Source organism: Actinomadura sp. NBRC 104412 (assembly GCF_030269515.1).
Classification (GTDB): Bacteria; Actinomycetota; Actinomycetes; order Streptosporangiales; family Streptosporangiaceae; genus Spirillospora.
The window spans coordinates 139,592-156,697 of sequence record NZ_BSTM01000014.1 but is presented as its reverse complement, the minus strand read 5'-3'; the positions used below and the strand labels follow the sequence as shown (position 1 = coordinate 156,697).

The 17,106-nt window shown below is 70.6% G+C and carries 15 protein-coding genes; 9 read left to right on the top strand and 6 right to left on the bottom strand.

The features are described 5' to 3' along the window. Positions 1–273: 273 nt before the first annotated feature. Positions 274–924, top strand: coding sequence for a helix-hairpin-helix domain-containing protein (locus tag QSK21_RS19500; RefSeq protein ID WP_285697646.1), 651 nt, complete (start codon positions 274–276; stop codon positions 922–924). A gap of 48 nt (positions 925–972) precedes the next feature. Here QSK21_RS19500 and QSK21_RS19495 read toward each other — a convergent pair whose 3' ends face one another. From QSK21_RS19495 to QSK21_RS19480, 4 genes are all read right to left on the bottom strand, one after another. After that, positions 973–1,929, bottom strand: coding sequence for a complex I subunit 1/NuoH family protein (locus QSK21_RS19495; protein ID WP_285697645.1), 957 nt, complete (start codon positions 1,927–1,929; stop codon positions 973–975). Then, positions 1,922–2,632 carry an NADH-quinone oxidoreductase subunit C gene (locus tag QSK21_RS19490; protein ID WP_285697644.1) on the bottom strand — a complete coding sequence of 237 codons (711 nt, stop codon included), beginning with the start codon at positions 2,630–2,632 and terminating at the stop codon, positions 1,922–1,924. Before QSK21_RS19490 ends, QSK21_RS19495 begins: the two co-directional genes overlap by 8 nt. Further along, positions 2,629–3,528 carry an NADH-quinone oxidoreductase subunit B gene (locus QSK21_RS36360; RefSeq protein WP_285697643.1) on the bottom strand — a complete coding sequence of 300 codons (900 nt, stop codon included), beginning with the start codon at positions 3,526–3,528 and terminating at the stop codon, positions 2,629–2,631. Before QSK21_RS36360 ends, QSK21_RS19490 begins: the two co-directional genes overlap by 4 nt. An 81-nt stretch (positions 3,529–3,609) precedes the next feature. Next, positions 3,610–3,981, bottom strand: coding sequence for an NADH-quinone oxidoreductase subunit A (locus tag QSK21_RS19480; RefSeq protein WP_285697642.1), 372 nt, complete (start codon positions 3,979–3,981; stop codon positions 3,610–3,612). A gap of 373 nt (positions 3,982–4,354) precedes the next feature. Here QSK21_RS19480 and QSK21_RS19475 point away from each other — a divergent pair, with 373 nt between their 5' ends. The 5 genes from QSK21_RS19475 (at position 4,355) to QSK21_RS19455 (ending at position 11,717) form a co-directional block, all read left to right on the top strand. Beyond that, the gene (locus QSK21_RS19475; protein WP_285697641.1) at positions 4,355–5,428 is read left to right on the top strand and encodes a hypothetical protein; all 1,074 of its coding nucleotides are present in this window, start codon (positions 4,355–4,357) and stop codon (positions 5,426–5,428) included. Between the two features lie 431 nt (positions 5,429–5,859). Beyond that, the gene (locus QSK21_RS19470) at positions 5,860–7,014 is read left to right on the top strand and encodes a hypothetical protein (RefSeq protein ID WP_285697640.1); all 1,155 of its coding nucleotides are present in this window, start codon (positions 5,860–5,862) and stop codon (positions 7,012–7,014) included. 595 nt (positions 7,015–7,609) lie between these two features. Next, positions 7,610–9,451: a 2-oxoacid:acceptor oxidoreductase subunit alpha gene (locus QSK21_RS19465; protein WP_285697639.1), complete on the top strand. Its 1,842-nt coding sequence runs from the start codon at positions 7,610–7,612 to the stop codon at positions 9,449–9,451. 67 nt (positions 9,452–9,518) lie between these two features. Further along, entirely contained in the window at positions 9,519–10,547 is a 1,029-nt protein-coding gene (locus QSK21_RS19460; RefSeq protein WP_285697697.1) for a 2-oxoacid:ferredoxin oxidoreductase subunit beta, read from the top strand. Positions 10,548–11,018: 471 nt separating this feature from the next. Further along, a complete protein-coding gene (locus QSK21_RS19455; RefSeq protein ID WP_285697638.1) occupies positions 11,019–11,717 on the top strand; it encodes a SecDF P1 head subdomain-containing protein in 699 nt (232 codons plus the stop codon). Here QSK21_RS19455 and QSK21_RS19450 read toward each other — a convergent pair. Next, on the bottom strand, positions 11,714–13,327 hold the full coding sequence (locus QSK21_RS19450) for an MDR family MFS transporter (protein ID WP_285697636.1): 1,614 nt from the start codon (positions 13,325–13,327) through the stop codon (positions 11,714–11,716). The two genes, QSK21_RS19455 and QSK21_RS19450, sit on opposite strands and share 4 nt — an antisense overlap. Before the next feature lie 110 nt (positions 13,328–13,437). On the opposite strand from QSK21_RS19450, the gene QSK21_RS19445 reads away from it, so the two are divergent. Next, complete coding sequence (locus QSK21_RS19445) at positions 13,438–14,049, top strand: TetR/AcrR family transcriptional regulator (protein WP_285697634.1); 612 nt, start codon at positions 13,438–13,440, stop codon at positions 14,047–14,049. Positions 14,050–14,603: 554 nt separating this feature from the next. Here QSK21_RS19445 and msrA read toward each other — a convergent pair. Further along, on the bottom strand, positions 14,604–15,257 hold the full coding sequence (gene msrA / locus QSK21_RS19440; RefSeq protein ID WP_285697632.1) for a peptide-methionine (S)-S-oxide reductase MsrA: 654 nt from the start codon (positions 15,255–15,257) through the stop codon (positions 14,604–14,606). A gap of 74 nt (positions 15,258–15,331) precedes the next feature. On the opposite strand from msrA, the gene rarD reads away from it, so the two are divergent. Together rarD and QSK21_RS19430 are read left to right on the top strand one after the other, a co-directional pair. Further along, a complete protein-coding gene (gene rarD / locus QSK21_RS19435) occupies positions 15,332–16,240 on the top strand; it encodes an EamA family transporter RarD (protein WP_285697629.1) in 909 nt (302 codons plus the stop codon). 42 nt (positions 16,241–16,282) lie between these two features. After that, a complete protein-coding gene (locus QSK21_RS19430; protein WP_285697628.1) occupies positions 16,283–16,666 on the top strand; it encodes a hypothetical protein in 384 nt (127 codons plus the stop codon). Positions 16,667–17,106: the final 440 nt, after the last annotated feature.

Genomic DNA, 17,106 nt, shown 5'->3' with positions numbered 1-17,106 from the left:
CGCGAAAACTTCCGTAAGGACGTCTCAGACGACGTCCACGACGACGAGGGACCGCGCCCCGGCACGGACTCCGGTCCGGGCCCGGTCCCGGGGTCGCGCCGGGCGTCCGGTCCGAGGGAGCACGCTCCGCCGGGGTTCCCGCAGTCGCACCACCGCTATGCCCCGGGGCAACCCACCGGTCCCTACCCGCGTCCGCACATGCCGCAGGGACGTCCGCCCTCGATGCCAGGGTGGCGGCCGCCGTACCCGACGCCGCCGGTCCCTCCGCCGCCGATGCATCCGCCCGTTCCGCCGCCCGGCGAGCCGCGCGGGTTCATGTGGGCGTTCGTGCCCTTCCTGACGTTCGGGATCGGCACCCCGTTCTCGTTCCTGTACGCGGCGGTGCGGCGGCATTCGCTGCACCTGGGGGCGATCGCGGGCAGCTACGGCGCGGGCACCGCCGCCTGGATGCTGATGGCGCTGTCCGACGACTCCGTTCTCAGCGCGCTGAGCATCATCATGATGATGATGCTGTGGGTCGCGGGCAGCGTGCACGCCTTCGCGGTACGGCCGTCGGTGTTCCCCCGCGAGCCACCGCAGAACGTCCGCAACGAGCACGCGATCAAGTACGCCAAGTACCGCAGGGCGCTGCGCGAGGAGGCCCGCGCGCTGGTCGCCGAGGACCCGGCGCTCGCGCACGAGCTGCGCATCGGACGTCCCGACCTGCCCCGCGGCTACGACGACGGCGGCCTGATCGACGTCAACCACGTCCCGCCCGCGACGCTCGCCATGCTGCCCGGACTGGACGAGGAGATCATCGACCGGATCGTGCGGAGGCGCACCGAGCAGGGCGGCTTCATCTCCGCCGAGGAGATGGCCGTGGACATCGACCTGCCGCCGGGGCTGCTGCCCCAGATCGCCGAGTACGCCGTCTTCCTGCCGTGATCGGGCGCCCGGCCGGGGCCGTCCGGCCGGGGTCACCCGGCGCTCCGGTCAGGCCAAAGCGACCCTGAGGACGCCGGTGAGCGCGAGCTGCGCCAGCGACAGCGGCACGAGCCATGCCCAGGCCAGCTTCTGCAACTGGTCCTCGCGCATCCTCGGGTAGCTGACCCGCAGCCAGATCACCACGAACGCCAGCACGGACGTCTTGAGCAGCGTCCACAGCCAGCCCAGCTCGGCGTCCAGGAACGGGCCCTTCCAGCCGCCCAGGAACAGCACCGTGGTCAGCGCGCACAGCACCACGATCCCCGCGTACTCGGCCAGCAGGAACAGCGCGAACCGCAGCCCGCCGTACTCCGTGTACGGGCCGAAAATGATCTCGGAGTCGGCGACCGGCATGTCGAACGGCGGGCGGCGCAGCTCGGCCAGGCCCGCCACGAAGAACACCACCGCGCCGACCGCCTGCCAGGGCAGCCACCACCAGCGCCACTCCTCGACGATCCCCGGCAGCGACAGCGTCCCGGCCGCCATCGCCACCGACGAGGCCGCGAACACCATCGGCAGCTCGTAGGACATCAACTGCGCCGCGACCCGCATCCCGCCCAGCAGCGAGTACTTGTTGGCCGACGCCCAGCCCGCCATGATCGCGCCGATCACCCCGACGCCCATCACGGCCAGCGCGAAGAACAGGCCCAGGCCGAGATCGATCGCCACCTGCCCGTCCGGCCCCACCGGAATGACGATCAGCACCAGCAGGTACGGGACCAGCGCCACCGCCGGGGCCAGCTTGAACACCCGCAGGTCGGCGTCCCTGGGGACCACGTCCTCCTTCTGGACGAACTTCACCCCGTCCGCGAGCAACTGCGCCCAGCCGTGGAAGGCGCCCGCGTACATCGGGCCGAGCCGCCCCTGCATGTGCGCCATGACCTTGTGCTCCGCCTGCCCGACCAGCAGCGGGAGCAGCGCGAACGCGGCGGCGACCAGCGCCAGCTTGACGACGATCTCAAGCATCCGGGGCCCGCCCCTCCGGTCGTCCGGCGTCCGGCGCGCGGCGCCGTGCGGGCTGCGACTGCCGGGCGCGTTCCGCCGCGGCGGCCCACGCCCCCTCCTCCGGTACGCCCGGCGGGCGGACGCGGCGGCGGCTCGGCGCGCCCCCGCCCGACTCGCCCGGCTCCTTCGCGCCCGGCCACGACTTGGCGACCCGCGCGGCCAGGACGAAGTCCTTGCGCAGCGGATGCCCCTCGAACCCGTCCGGGAGCAGCAGCGGCTTCAGATCGGGGTGGCCCTCGAAGACCACGCCGAACATCTCGAACGTCTCCCGCTCGTGCCAGGCCGCGCCCCGGTAGAGACCGGTCGCCGAGGGCAGGCGCGGCTCGTCGCGCGGCACCCGCGTACGGACGAGGAGGTGGTGGCGCCGTTCCAGCGAGTAGACGTGCACGACGATCGCGAACCCGTCCTCCAGCTCGTCCACACCGGTCAGCCAGTCGAAGAAGCCGCAGGACAGCTCGTCGCGGGCGAACGCGAGCGCGTCGAGCCACACCTCCGGCGGCACGCCCACGGCCAGCCCGCCGAAGGTCTCCTCGCTGCTGACATCGTCCCCGAACCGCTTGCGCCACGCCTCGGCGAGCGCCTCCGCGGTGGGCACCGTCGTGGGCACCGTCGTGGGTGCCTCGGCCTCGTCCGGCCCCGGAGGTTCCCGGCTCGCGTCGCTCATCGGCCGGTCCGTCCGATCTCGTCGTCGTGGCCGCCGTCGTCGTGCTCGTCGTCCGCCAGGCCCGGGATGATGGACGGGTCGTGATCGTCCGGGCGGGGCCTGCGGCGCCCGGTCCGGCCCGGCGGCTCCTCCGTGACGGGCTCGACGGAGACGGTCGCGTCCTCAGGACCCGCCTTGGGCGGCTGGTGCTCCTCCGTAGGCCCGGTGGGCTCGCTGGGCTCCGTAGGTGCGGTGGGTTGCTCGGTGGTCGCCGCGTCCTGGGGCGGCTCGGGCTCCTCGGTGGCCGGGGTCAGGCCCGGCGCCGGAACGTCGTCCGGCGCCGGCTGGAGAGGACGGCGCAGCACCGTGGCGGACATGGGACCGGGCGCCGGAGGCGGCGTCACCGAATCCCCTCCGCCGTTGTAGCGCTCCCCCAGCGACTCCCCGGCGATCTTCTCCTGGAGCCGGACGATGCCGTGCAGCAGCGCCTCCGGACGCGGCGGGCACCCCGGCACGTACACGTCCACCGGGATGATCTGGTCGACGCCCTTGGTGACGCAGTAGGAGTCCCAGTACGGGCCGCCGCAGTTGGAGCAGGCGCCGAACGAGATCACGTACTTGGGCTCGGGCATCTGCTCGTACAGCCGCCGCACGGCCGGGGCCATCTTGTCGCTGACCGTGCCGGACACCACCATCAGGTCCGCCTGCCGCGGGCCGGGCGCGAACGGGATCACGCCGAGCCGGATGAAGTCGTGCCGGCCCATCGAGGTCGCGATGAACTCGATCGCGCAGCAGGCCAGCCCGAAGTTGAAGACCCACAGCGAGTACCGGCGGCCCCAGTTGAGCACGAACTTGATCGGCTTGGGCGCCACCCGCGACAGCGCGCCCACGGTCGGCGACGGCAGATCAGTGCTCATGCGCTCGCTCCGCTCGCGTGCCCATGCGCTCGCTCCGCTCGCCGGGGTGTCCACGGAAGCATTCTTACAGCCGTACCACGGTCAGACCCAGGACAGAACGCCCTTCTTGCCCGCGTACAGCAGGCCGGTGGCGAGGAAGCCCAGGAAGATGAACATCTCCGCAAGCGTGGCCATGCCGTAACCGGGGGCGGCGAAGATGGTGGCCCACGGGAACAGGAACACCGCGTCGACGGCGAACACCACGTACAGGAAGGCGAACACGTAGTAGCGCACGTAGGACTGCGCCCAGCCCTGGCCGACCGGGTCCACACCGCACTCGTAGGTCGTCAGCTTCTCCGCGGTGGGCCGGTCCGGGCGCAGGAGGCGGTTGGCGGCCAGGCCACCGGCGACGATCCCGCCACCGATGATGATCAAAGCGACGACCACCACGTAGGTATCAAAATAATCAGTCAAACCAACCTCCCTCGCCGCGCGTCCAAGTATTCCCGAGAGGTCGGGACGATCACGACCGCGGGGCCGCCCTCATACGGCTGAGCGTAATGTCCCGCTTTTGCTGCACACTAGAGAAGCATTAGAGGGGCCAGTTGGACCTGGAAGGACGTGACCGATGAGCAACCCTCCGCCTCCACCGGGGTGGGATCCTCCAGGAGGATCCTGGCCTCCGCCTCCGCCCGCGAGTCCCGGCGGGCCGGGTGTCCCTCCGCCCCCTGGCCCGGGTGTCCCTCCACCGCCTGGTCCGGGTGGTCCAGGCTTCGGCGGCCCCAGCACGCCGCCGCCCTTCCCCCCGCCCGGCGGCATGCCGATGGGCCCCGGAATGGGTCCGGGCATGCCACCTCCCCCGCCCAAGCGCGGCAACGGAGCGGTCCTCGCCATCGTCCTGGGCGGCGCGCTGGTCGCGGTCGTCCTGGTGGCGGTCGTGGTGGTGGTCGTCCTCGCCAACAGCGGCAAGACCCCCGAGGAGCGCCTGGAAGCCGCAGCCAACTCGCTGTCCACGGCGCGCACCGTCAAGCTCAAGGGCTCCTTCAGCTACGCCTCCGACAACCTCCAGGGTGAGCTCACGGTGACCCGGGGCGGCCGTGTCAACGGCCAGGTGACCTGGAACGGCGACAACGTGACGCTGCTGGGTGCCGACAACAAGCTGTTCGTCAAGGCGTCCAAGAGCTACTGGACGTCCAAGCTGAGCTCGCTGTCGTCCAACTCCTTCCTGAAGGAGGGCGACCAGTGGGGCCTGGTCAGCAACACCGAGCTGAGCCTGGACTTCGACCGTGAGCTGACGCCGGCGGCGCTGGCCTCGGAGATGCGGCAGATCAGCCGCTACACCCTCCGGGAGCGGGAGACCACCGTCCAGGGCCGCAAGGCGTACCGCGTCGGCAGCAGCCTGACCACGTTCTACCTCTCCGAGGACGGCGAGCTGCTGCGGTACGAGAACATCAGCAGCCCGCGGGTGTCGGCCGATGTCACCGTGCAGTCCACCGCCGCCAGTTCGAGCACCATCAGCCAGATGCGCGCCCAGATGGGCGAGCTGACCGACGCGTTCGACTCCAGCAAGTCGCCGCGCAACTCGGCCAAGCCGGAGTTCGTCGACTGCGACCGCGGCGGCGAGCCGTGCACCGTGCGGGTGCGGGTCTGGAGCACCCGGGGCGGCGCGCCCAGCGTGCCCATCAAGGTCAACTTCCGGCTGACCTCGGCGCAGGGCGGCGGCACGCTGTACGGCGAGTGCAGCTCGACCGGAACCGTGACGGGCCTGGACGACGTGACGGTCCAGTGCACGATCTCCGGCGGCGAGTGGGCCAGGTCGGGCAAGAACGCCCGCCGGGTCTGGGTGTCGGCCACGCCGATGGCGATCGCCGCCACCTCCAGCGATGTCGCGGCCCTGCAGCGCGGCCTCGACTCCGAGTGAACGGCCCTGTGAACCCCCTGCCAACGTGATCATCGGGACGCCACTCGCACGGTCCGCCGCAGGCGCGTGCCGTGCGAGTGGGGAATCCCACCTGAAAGGTCATCGCCCCAGATCGAAGCGGGCGTGATCTGGCTCCGGTGCCGGACGATGCGCGGTCCTGCTGCGAGGACCCGCAACGTCCGGCACTCTATGTCTGTGATGCCCGTTGTCAGCACATTGAGCGCCGCGTGAGCGTAGAACACGAGGGGCCGCCGCAGGTGGGTCCTCGCCCAGGTTCCGGCCCGCGCCCCCCGATGAACCCGCTCCCGGGTCCCCCGCCGCATCTTCCGCCGCCCCCGCCGCAGGGGCCGCGATATCCCGCGCCCGGCTACCCGCAAGGCGCACCGCAGGGGCCGCCGCAGGGGCCGCCGCAGGGCTGGCCTCCTGGGCCGATGCCCCCGCCTCCGAAGGACGCCAAGCCGTCCCGGCGGCGGCCGGCGCTCGTCGCGGGGGCCGTGGTGGTCGTGCTGGCCGGCGTGGTCACCTTCGCGTTGCTGGCGACGGCGGACGACGAGGGACGCAGGCAGGGCGCCACCGCCAAGCCCACGCCCCCGGAGTGGTCGCAGGAGGCGGCCAGGCGGCTCACGTCCCTGCCCGGGCTCCGCTATGCCGGGACGATGACCCTGGCGGGCAGGCCCGTCCAGGTGCGGCTGACCGTGACCCGTGCCGGGCTCGGCACGGGAACGCTCACCGACGGGACGATCAGCGCGGATCTCGTCGCGATCGACGGCTCGACATACGTGAAGGGCGGCACCGCCTTCTGGCGCGCCTACAGCGGCGAGGCGGCACGAGCGGGCTCGTTCGCGGGCCGCTGGGCGAAGGTGCCCTTGGCGCTCTCCGGCCTGGCGGACGTTTCGGACGCCCTGGGGCCGAGGTCGATCGCGACCCGCCTGGGCTCGACCGGACGGTGGTCCACCGTGAAGGTCGGAACGACCCCCGCGTACAGGGTGCGCACCGCGGAGGCCGACTACTTCGTGACCGCATCCGCCCCGTACCGGCTCGTGCGGGTACGGGCGGCCGGACAGGGCAGGCCGCAGCTCGCGGTGTCTCCCCTGGTGGACGCCGCCGCCGCGGTCACCGAGCTGCGGCCGCGGGTGGCCGCGCTGGGCGGCGCCGGCGACCCCACGCTGCGCTTCCAACCGGGCAAGCCGGACTTCGTCAACTGCAACGACAACATGAGCGGCTGCACGCTGAGGGTCGACGCCACGCTGACGTCCCCGCAGGGAACGGTGCCCGTCGGCGCCCGCGCGGCGATGCGTGCCACGATCACCGCCGAGGGCAGGACGCTGGGGCGCTGCACCGGGTCGGCGCCCGTCCCGGCCGGTCGCACGGTGAAGCTGCGCTGCAAGGTCACGAGCCCCGGCTGGCGGTCATGGCTACGCGCAGTGCGGGAGACACCGGGGCCGCACCCGTACGAGGGGTACGCCCGCGTCATCGGCGAGGCGGTCGCGGCGTCCGACGTGGCCCGGCTCCTGGATCTGGTCGACCGTGAACGCGAACAGGTCATATCTCCGTCACCGTCGGCCACACCGTCCTCGACGCCCTGAGACACCGGTGCGGAACCCGTCCAGGACCCGTCGGGGAGATGGCCGGGGCGAGGGGGCGCCGCAAAGGCGCATTTCACATGCTGTCTATAGTGCGTGGCGTGAACTTCGCGCCCCCGGGAAGCCCAGGCTTCCCACACCGGCCACCGCGGCTCGTCAGGCGGCTCCATGTCGACCTGTGCCACATGGCAAGTTGCCTGTGTCCAGGTTGAACTCAGGGGCCGCCCGGGTCGTACCACCGGATAGGGACCTGCCCGAATTCCGAAGAGCCGCGTGAACCCGGGCGCGAAGTGATACGTCTTGTGTTACGGGGCCGCGACTCCCTGGAAGAGGGATGTCACATGACGGGCGGAACGCCCGCGGCCGACCAGGCCGCGGCGCCACGGGACTTCGGGAACCGGCCGGAACGCCGAGCCGCCATGGCGGCGCGCCACCGGACCGCCGACACGCCACACCCTGCCCCCCTGGCGAACCGCATCGCCCCCTTCCCGAGAAGAACATTCCATCCCGGACATACCATGAAGGTAAGCCTAAGTAGCATCGCGATTCTGGGTGCCTCCCCCAGGACGGGTGCTGCCCGTCGAGGAGGTCTTCCTCTGTGACCAAACAGGTCCAGCAACTCGACCGCGTCATCATCCGCTTCGCCGGCGACTCCGGTGACGGCATGCAGCTGACCGGCGATCGCTTCACGCAGGAGACGGCGGCGTTCGGCAACGACTTGTCGACCCTGCCGAACTTCCCGGCCGAGATCCGCGCCCCGGCGGGGACCCTGCCCGGTGTGTCCAGCTTCCAGCTGCACTTCGCCGACCACGACATCCTGACACCGGGCGACGCGCCCAACGTCCTGGTGGCCATGAACCCCGCCGCGCTCAAGGCCAACCTCGGCGACCTGCCGCGCGGCGCCGACCTGATCGTCAACACCGACGAGTTCACCAAGCGCAACCTGACCAAGGTCGGCTACGAGGCCAACCCCGTGGACGACGGCTCCCTGTCGGAGTACCGGGTGCACGCCCTGCCGCTGACCTCGATGACGGTGACCGCGCTCGCCGACTTCGACATCTCCAAGAAGGACGCCGAGCGGGCCAAGAACATGTTCGCCCTCGGCCTGCTGTCCTGGCTCTACCACCGTCCCACCGAGGGGACGATCGCCTTTCTGGAGCGCAAGTTCGGCCGCAAGCCGGAGATCATGAAGGCGAACATCGCCGCGTTCCAGGCGGGCTGGAGCTACGGCGAGACGACCGAGGCGTTCTCCGTCCAGTACGAGATCAAGCCGGCCGAGCACGAGCCGGGGCTGTACCGCAACATCACCGGCAACGTGGCGCTGTCGTACGGGCTGATCGCGGCGAGCGAGCGCAGCGGGCTGCCGATCTACCTCGGCTCGTACCCGATCACCCCGGCGTCCGACATCCTGCACGAGCTGTCCAAGCACAAGCGCTTCGGCGTGCGAACGTTCCAAGCCGAGGACGAGATCGCCGCGGTGGGCGCCGCGCTGGGCGCCTCGTTCGGCGGCTCGCTCGGGGTGACCACCACGTCCGGCCCGGGCATCGCGCTGAAGAGCGAGACGATCGGGCTCGCCGTGGCGACCGAGCTGCCACTGCTGGTCATCGACGTGCAGCGGGCGGGCCCGTCCACCGGGATGCCGACCAAGACCGAGCAGGCCGACCTGCTCCAGGCCATGCACGGCCGCAACGGCGAGGCGCCGGTCCCGGTCATCGCGCCCCGGTCCCCGTCCGACTGCTTCGACGCGGCGCTGGAGGCGGCCCGGATCGCGATCACCTACCGCACCCCGGTGATCCTGCTGTCGGACGGCTACCTGGCCAACGGCTCCGAGCCGTGGCGGCTGCCCGACGTCGACTCGCTCCCCGTCATCGAGCCGGGCTTCGCCGAGCCGGGCCAGGAGGACTTCCAGCCCTTCGGGCGCGACCCGCAGACCCTGGCGCGCCCCTGGGCGATCCCGGGCACGGCGGGGCTGGAGCACCGCATCGGCGGCCTGGAGAAGGCCGACGGGTCCGGGAACATCTCCTACGACCCGGCCAACCACGACCGGATGGTCCGGCTGCGCCAGGCCAAGGTCGACGGCATCGCGAACGACATCGCGCCGCTGGAGGTCGACGACCCGTCCGGTGACGCGAGGGTCCTGGTGCTGGGCTGGGGTGGAACGTTCGGAGCGATCTCCGCGGCCGTCCGCAGGGTGCGCCGCGCGGGGCAGGACGTCGCCCAGGCCCACCTGCGCCACCTCAACCCGTTCCCGGCCAACCTGGAACAGGTGCTCAAGTCCTACGACAAGGTCGTGGTGCCGGAGATCAACCTCGGGCAGCTCGCACTGCTGCTGCGCGGCCGGTTCCTCGTCGACGTCATCAGCTACAACCAGGTCCGCGGCCTGCCCTTCAAGGCCGAGGAGCTGGAAAGCGTGATCCGGGATGTGATCGACAGTGAGTGACAACGGGGCCACCGGAGCCAACGGGAACGGCTCCAACGGGAACGGCGCGGCCGGGGGACGCAGGGCGCTGGCCCTGGTGCCCAAGGCCGACGCGCCGCAGAAGATGAAGGACTTCAAGACCGACCAGGAGGTGCGCTGGTGCCCCGGGTGCGGTGACTACGCGATCCTGGCGGCCGTCCAGTCCTTCCTGCCCGAGCTGGGGCTGCGGCGAGAGAACATCACGTTCGTCTCCGGCATCGGCTGCTCGTCGCGGTTCCCGTACTACATGAACACCTACGGGTTCCACTCGATCCACGGCCGGGCGCCGGCGATCGCCACGGGCCTGGCCTCGTCCCGCCCCGACCTGTCGGTGTGGGTGGTGACCGGGGACGGCGACGCGCTCTCGATCGGCGGCAACCACCTGATCCACGCCCTGCGCCGCAACGTCAACCTCAAGATCCTGCTGTTCAACAACAGGATCTACGGGCTGACCAAGGGCCAGTACTCGCCGACCTCCGAGCTCGGCAAGATCACCAAGTCGACGCCGATGGGCTCGCTGGACGCCCCGTTCAACCCGATCTCGCTGGCGATCGGCGCGGAGGGCTCGTTCGTGGCACGTACCATCGACTCCGACCGCAAGCACCTGCAGTCGGTGCTGCGCGCCGCGGCCGAGCACCAGGGCACCGCGCTGGTGGAGATCTACCAGAACTGCAACATCTTCAACGACGGCGCCTTCGAGCCCTTGAAGGACGCCTCGGTGCGCGACGACATCACGGTGCGGCTGGAGCACGGCGAGCCGATCGTGTTCGGCTCGGAGCGGCAGAAGGCGCTGCGCCGCACGCCGAACGGCTCGTTCGAGGTCGTGAACGTGGCGGACGTGGACCCGTCCGAGATCGCGGTGCACGACGCGCACAACCCTGACCCGTCGCAGGCGTTCGCTCTGTCGCGGCTGGACTCCCCCGCGTTCGAGCACACCCCGATCGGCATCTTCCGCCAGGTCGAACGGCCCTCCTACGACGAGCTGATGAGCGCCCAGGTGGAGGAGGCCATCCGCACCCAGGGCAAGGGCGACCTGGCCGCCCTCCTCAGCAGCGGGGACACTTGGCGGGTTGACTGATCGACGCCTGGAGCGGAGCGGAAGGCGGCGATCAGTCGGCTCTTGTCGGGGGTGTGGGGGTCGCCCCCCACAGGGATACTGACCGACGCCTGGAGCGGAGCGGAAGGCGGCGATCAGTCCGCTCTTGTCGGGGGTGTGGGGGTCGTCCCCCACAGGGGTACTGAGCGCCGCCCGGAGCGGAGGGCGGCGGTCAGTCAGCTTGTCTCGGGGGTGACCAGCCGCTTCGACGGCCCGGATTTCTCAGGGGATCCGGGTCGTCGCATGTTGGCCGGAGAGCGTGGGCCTTGAAGGATGCGAGCGCCTCTCCGCTGCTGCCAGACTGGGGGATCATGTCGCTCCCGGGAGGTGACGATGCGGGTCATTCCGCGCCGGAGGAAGGGCCGCCGCGGTCCCCAGGACACCGCGCCCGTGCCTACTCCCGTGCCCCCCGCGTCTTCGGCGTCTCTGGCGTCTTCCGAGCCCGCGGGGGCGGTGGCCGCCGTACCGGACGCGGAGGCGGGCGGCGAGCCGGAGGCGACACGGACGCTGGATCCCGCCGACTGGTCCAGCCCGGACGCGCGGCGGCGGGCCAGGTCGGCCGAGCGGCAGCGGGCCGCGGCCGAGCTGAAGCGCAGCCGTGCCGCGCTGCGCAGGAGCACGCTGCGGCAGGACCGGGCGGTCCGCGACCACCGGTCCTCGCTGCTGATCATGGTGATCATGCTGGGGCTGCTGATCGCGACCGTGGTGGTGAGCGGCGGGCTGGTCGCGGCCTCGATGCGGAACCGGCCGATCACGCTGGCGGCGCCGCTGCACATCTACCCGGTCGTACGGACCGTTCCGGGGCAGTGCCCGGCGGGTACGGCGGGCATCAGCGGCCAGACGCCGGGCGGACCGGCCTGCTACCAGCTCACTCGTGGCATCGCCATCCGCAGGGTCGCCGATCTGGGCGTCCAGCGGGCGCAGCGGGCGGGCGCGTACGATGTCGCGGTCACGCTGCGCAGCAACGACCGGCGGGCGTTCGCGGCCCTGACCCGCGCATCCCTCCACCGGGACCTGGCCTTCGTGGTCCGTGACCGGCTGGTGACCGTGCCGCGGGTGGACGCCCCGATCCTGAACGGCAAAGTGGTCATCACCGGGCCGCGCAACCGGGCGGAGGCGGACCGGCTCGTCACCAGCCTGCGGGGCCGCTAGCCGGCCGGTCGTTCACGCCGCCGCGGCCTAGAGCCGCTCAGCGGCAGTTCCTTGAGCGCGACGACGGCGAGGAAGCCGAGCACGGCCACCGGGATGCCGAACAGGAAGACCATCTCCAGCGCCTCGGTGTAGGACTGGAGGACGATGCCGTGGAACGGTTCCGGCAGCGCGTGGATCTGGTCGGGTGAGCCGAGCCGTCCCGAGGCCCCTGTGGGCACGGGGACATGCGCGGCGGCCAGCCGTTCCTGGAGCTCGCCGGTCAGCCGGTTGGACAGGACGGCGCCGAACGCGGCCACGCCCACCGCGCCGCCGAGGTTGCGGAAGAACGACACGCCCGAGGTGGTGGCGGCGAGGTCGCCACGGTGCGCGGCGTTCTGCGCGGCGAGGATCAGGATCTGCATGGTGAGGCCCATCCCGATGCCGAGCACGGCGATGTCGATGCCGATCTGCAACCGGCCGGAGCTCACCTGGAGCCGGGACATCAGGAACATCCCGATACCGACGCACAGCAACCCGGCCACCGGGTAGATCTTCCAGCGGCCGATCCGGGTGACCAGTTGCCCGGACACGGTCGAGGCGACGAGCATGCCCGCCACCAGCGGAAGCGTCATCAGCCCCGAGGCGGTCGGGCTCATCTCCTGGACCACCTGCAAGTACTGCGGCAGGTAGATCATCACGCCGAAGATCGCCATGCCGACGCACAGCGAGGCGAACCCGCACAGCACGAACGTGCGGTTGCGGAACAGGCGGGGCGGCAGGATCGGGTCGTGCGCCGCCCGTTCCGCCACGACGCCCAGCGCCAGCAGCGCGAGCGCCCCGGCGCCGAGCCCGTAGGTCCAGGGGGAGTGCCAGGCGAACTCCTTGCCGCCCAGCGACAGGACGAGCATCACCAGGGTGGCGCAGCCGGTGATGGTGACCGCGCCGAAGACGTCCAGCCGGGTGTCGCGGCGCACGCGGGGCAGCTTGAGCACCCGCTGGAGGAGCAGGAAGGCGACCACGGCGAGCGGCACGCACACGTAGAAGCACCAGCGCCAGCCGAGGGCGTCGGCGTCCACGATGAACCCGCCGAGCAGCGGGCCCGCGACGGTGGCGACGCCGAAGGTCGCGCCGATGTATCCGGCGTACCGGCCGCGCTGGCGCGGCTCCACCACGTCCCCGATGATCACCTGGGCGAGCGCGGACAGCCCGCCCGTACCGAGTCCCTGGAGCGCGCGGGCGACGATGAGCTGCCCGATGTTCTGCGAGAGGCCCGCGCCGACCGAGGCGAGCACGAAGACCAGCAGGGCCGTCTGGAACATCAGCTTGCGGCCGAACAGGTCCGACAGCTTGCCCCACAGCGGGGTGGAGGCGGTCATGGTCAGCAGCGTGGCGCTGGCCACCCAGGACAGCTGGTCCTGCCCGCCCAGCTCGCCCACGATGGTCGGCAGCGCGGTGGAGATCACCGAGGTCGAGATCATCGAGGTCAGCAGGGCCAGCAGCAGACCGGCCAGGATCTCCAGGATCTGCCGGTGGGTGTAGGTCGGCCGCGGCCTCTCCGCCTCGCCCCCGTCGGCGGAGTCCTTCGTCCCGGACGGCACCGTGCTGGTCGTCGCCACATCGCCCCCTGTCATGCCGTGGATCACACGGTTCGGACATTTACCTGTGCTTTGCATGTATGCTAAGTAGTCACGCGTTTACCTGCAAATCGGGGCAGGTCTGGAGCAACGGAGAGACTGCGACGGTGCTGGAGCAGGCAGAGGCGCCGGTCACGGGTGAGCCCACCCCGGCCAGGCAGAAGCGCGACCGCGAGGCGACCCACCGCAGGCTGCTGGAGGCCGCCCGCACGCTGTTCGGCGAGCACGGCTACGACGGCGTGACCGTACGCATGATCGCGTCAGCGGCGGACGCCAATGTGGCGCTGGTCCACCGTTACTTCGGCTCCAAGGCGGCGTTGTTCGGGGCCGTCCTGGAGAGCGAGTACGTGATCCAGCGGGTGATCGCCGGCGAGGGCGACGACGAGCCCCTCCCCCTCCGCCTGGCCCGGCACTTCGTCCGGCAGGCGCGCCGCGGGCCGTCGTCCCCCGTCCCGCGCATGCTGGACCGCTCGGTCGGCAACCCTGAGGTCACCGGCATCCTGCGCGAGCACATCGAGCGGCTGATCGTGGAGCCACTGGTCGCGCAGTTGTCCGGCCCGGACGCCAGGACCCGCGCCATGCTCGCCGTCACGATCATCATGGGCGCCGGTCCGGTGCGGCGCGTGCTGGGCCTGGACGACCTGCTCCACACCGACCCCGAGGAGCTGACCACACGGGTCGCCGCGATGTTCGAGACGGCCCTAGCCCCATTGCGCTGACCGCGGCCCCCTCCGCCCCGCAACCGCGGGTTCAGCGGAAACACCGCCTCACTCGCCTTTTCGACGCTCCTGTCCGCCCTCACTCCCGCCGTTTCCTGGACGCGGCCTCCTGGTCATGACCTGGCCGGATCCGGCCACAATTTATCACTCTCCGCAGCGAGTCGATGACGTTCCGCCGTACGGTTCTTCCAGAAAATCGGTCGAACGCGTCGAGGGCGTCGCATATGCTCGGCAAACCTCGCTCCAGGTGCCCGCGTCCAACACTGAAACCGCGGTCGGAACGGGCGCTCAACCGGCTCGAAGGTCGGGTTAGCGCCCGGCCGCATGGGGGAGATGATCAACCATGGCACGGCAGCAGCTTGTCAAACGCCCCAAACCGCCACGTCAACCGAGCCCACTGGACCTCCGGACCCCTACCGGACGTCTTCTGCCGTACTGACGAACACGACCCCATACACCTGAGACACATAACCAACGCAGGGCCTCTCCCGTCCAAAGGAAGAGGCCCTGCGCCCGTTCAGCGCCACGCCCCGATTTCGCTTTCCGTTGGGAGGTCACTCGGCCGCAGTGATGCCTGTCGGGCAGGAGAGGCCGGTGCCGCCCAGGCCGCAGTAGCCGTTGGGGTTCTTGGTGGGGGCCAGGTACTGCTGGTGGTAGTCCTCGGCGAAGTAGAAGTCGGTGGCCTTGGTCACCTCGGTGGTGATGGTGCCGTAGCCGGCCTTGGTGAGGACCTGCTGGAAGGCGTCACGGGACGCTTCGGCCTGCTTTCGCTGGGCGTCGTCGCGGTAGAAGATGGCCGAGCGGTACTGGGTGCCGACGTCGTTGCCCTGGCGCATGCCCTGAGTCGGGTCGTGGGACTCCCAGAAGACGCGGAGGAGCTCTTCGTAGGAGACCTTGGCCGGGTCGTAGACAACGCGGACGGTCTCGGTGTGGCCCGTGCGTCCGCTACAGACCTCTTCGTAGGTGGGGTTCGGCGTGTAGCCGCCCTCGTAGCCGACGGACGTGGAGATCACGCCGGGGGTCTGCCAGAACACCCGTTCGGCGCCCCAGAAGCAGCCGAGGGCGACCTCGGCGATCTCGGCGCCGTCCGGGTAGGGCGGCGCCAGCGGCGCGTCGAGGACCTCGTGCCTGGCCGGGACGGGCATCGGCTCCGCACGTCCGGGCAGGGCCTTCTCGGGAGAGACCATCGTGGTCTTCGCGAAGAACATGCCTCCAGGCTACGCAGCCGGGTCGTCATCATCGTTAGTTAGCGTCGCTCATTACCGGTGGTACGGTGGCGCGCGTGGCGGAACGTCGTGGACTGGTGTTCGGGGTGGCGGCGTACGTCATCTGGGGGCTCTTCCCGCTGTACTGGCCGCTGCTGGAGCCGTCCGGGGCCGTCGAGATCCTGGCGCACCGGATCATGTGGTCGCTGCTGGCCGTGCTGATCATGCTCGCCTGGGGACGGCACTGGATCCGGGGGCTGACCTGGCGGAGGGCCGGGCTGCTGGCGGGGGCGGCGATCGTCATCACGGTCAACTGGGGCACCTACATCTGGTCGGTGAACAGCGGGCACACGATCGAGGCCGCCCTGGGCTACTTCATCAACCCGCTGGTCAGCGTGGTCTTCGGGGTGCTGATCTTCCGGGAGCGGCTGCGCCGGTGGCAGTGGGCCGCGGTGGGCCTGGGCGCCTGCGCGGTGGTGGTGCTGACGGCCGGGTACGGGCGCCCGCCGTGGGTCGCGCTGGTGCTGGCCATGGCGTTCGGCCTGTACGGGCTGTTCAAGAAGTTCGCGGACATGCCCTCGGTGGAGAGCCTGGCGGTGGAGACCGCGGTGATGTTCCTGCCCGCCTTAGCGTTCACGGTGGCGCTGGAGGCGCGGGGAGACGCGGCGTTCGGGCACGAGGGCGTGTGGCACATGCTGCTGATGGCGGGCGGCGGTGTCATCACGGCGGTCCCGCTGCTGCTGTTCAACGGGGCGGCGACCCGGTTACCGCTGTCCACGATCGGGATGCTCCAGTACCTGGCGCCCGTCTTGCAGTTCCTCATCGGCCTGCTCGTCCAGCGCGAGGAGATGCCGGCGGGACGCTGGGCGGGGTTCCTGCTGGTCTGGGCGGCGCTGGTGGTGCTCACCTGGGACGGCCTGCGGGCGCGCCGGCATGGTCGTCTCGGTTTCGGCGCATCGGTGGAGCCGGAGATCGCCAAGCACTAGAGTGCCGCAGGCATCACCAGCCCCGCGTTCCAAGGAGTCCGGTTGCGCCTGTTCAGCTTCACTTTGATGGGAGCGGCCCTGATAGCGGCCGGACTGGCCGCGCCCGTCTCGGTCGAGCAGGGCGAGGCGGGGGACGCGATGCGGTTCGGCCCCGCGCTTCCGGGCGGGCGGGTGCGCATCGAGGTCCCGGCCTGTGCCGCGGACCGGGTGGAGTCGGCGGCGTTCGCCGGGGAGGTCCGGCTTGGGGGACGTCCCGGCACGGCCGTGCTGAAGCCGGAGATCCGTCCGGGAAGTCACCTTGTCATCGCCCACTGCGGGTCACGCACAGTGACGGGATGGCTTCCGGTGTCCGAGGAGCGGCCCTGGCCCTCACTGCTGCCGGGCGCCCTCAATTACCAGATGGCCCGCGTATCCGGAGACCACTGACCGATATCGGCCAGCGATAATCGTCGTGGCCGACGGGCCGGACGACTCCGACGGCGAATCCACGAGGCCGTCACCTGCTCATATCGGCCTTTTCACAAAGGCCGCCGAGAGCCGGTCTTTTTTGATCGATCTCAGCCACGGGACGCAAGGTTCGCGGAGGCCGCGGGACGCCGCTCCACCTTCTTTCACCGGCCAACTAAGCGCGAATTGGCGCGGCGGCGAGAACGCCCGATATCGATCACTCAGCGTAGCGAACCATCGCCCTTAGTGAGACTCACCACTCCTGACAGGAACGGTCACCAAGCCTGACGACCCTTGGCAGGGTGATCTAGCTCACCGTAGGATCCATACATTTCCGCCATCTGGGGCCTTGATCCCGTTAATTGATCATGTGATACTTCCTGGAAAACGCCCATTCCACACAAGCATCAACATAACGG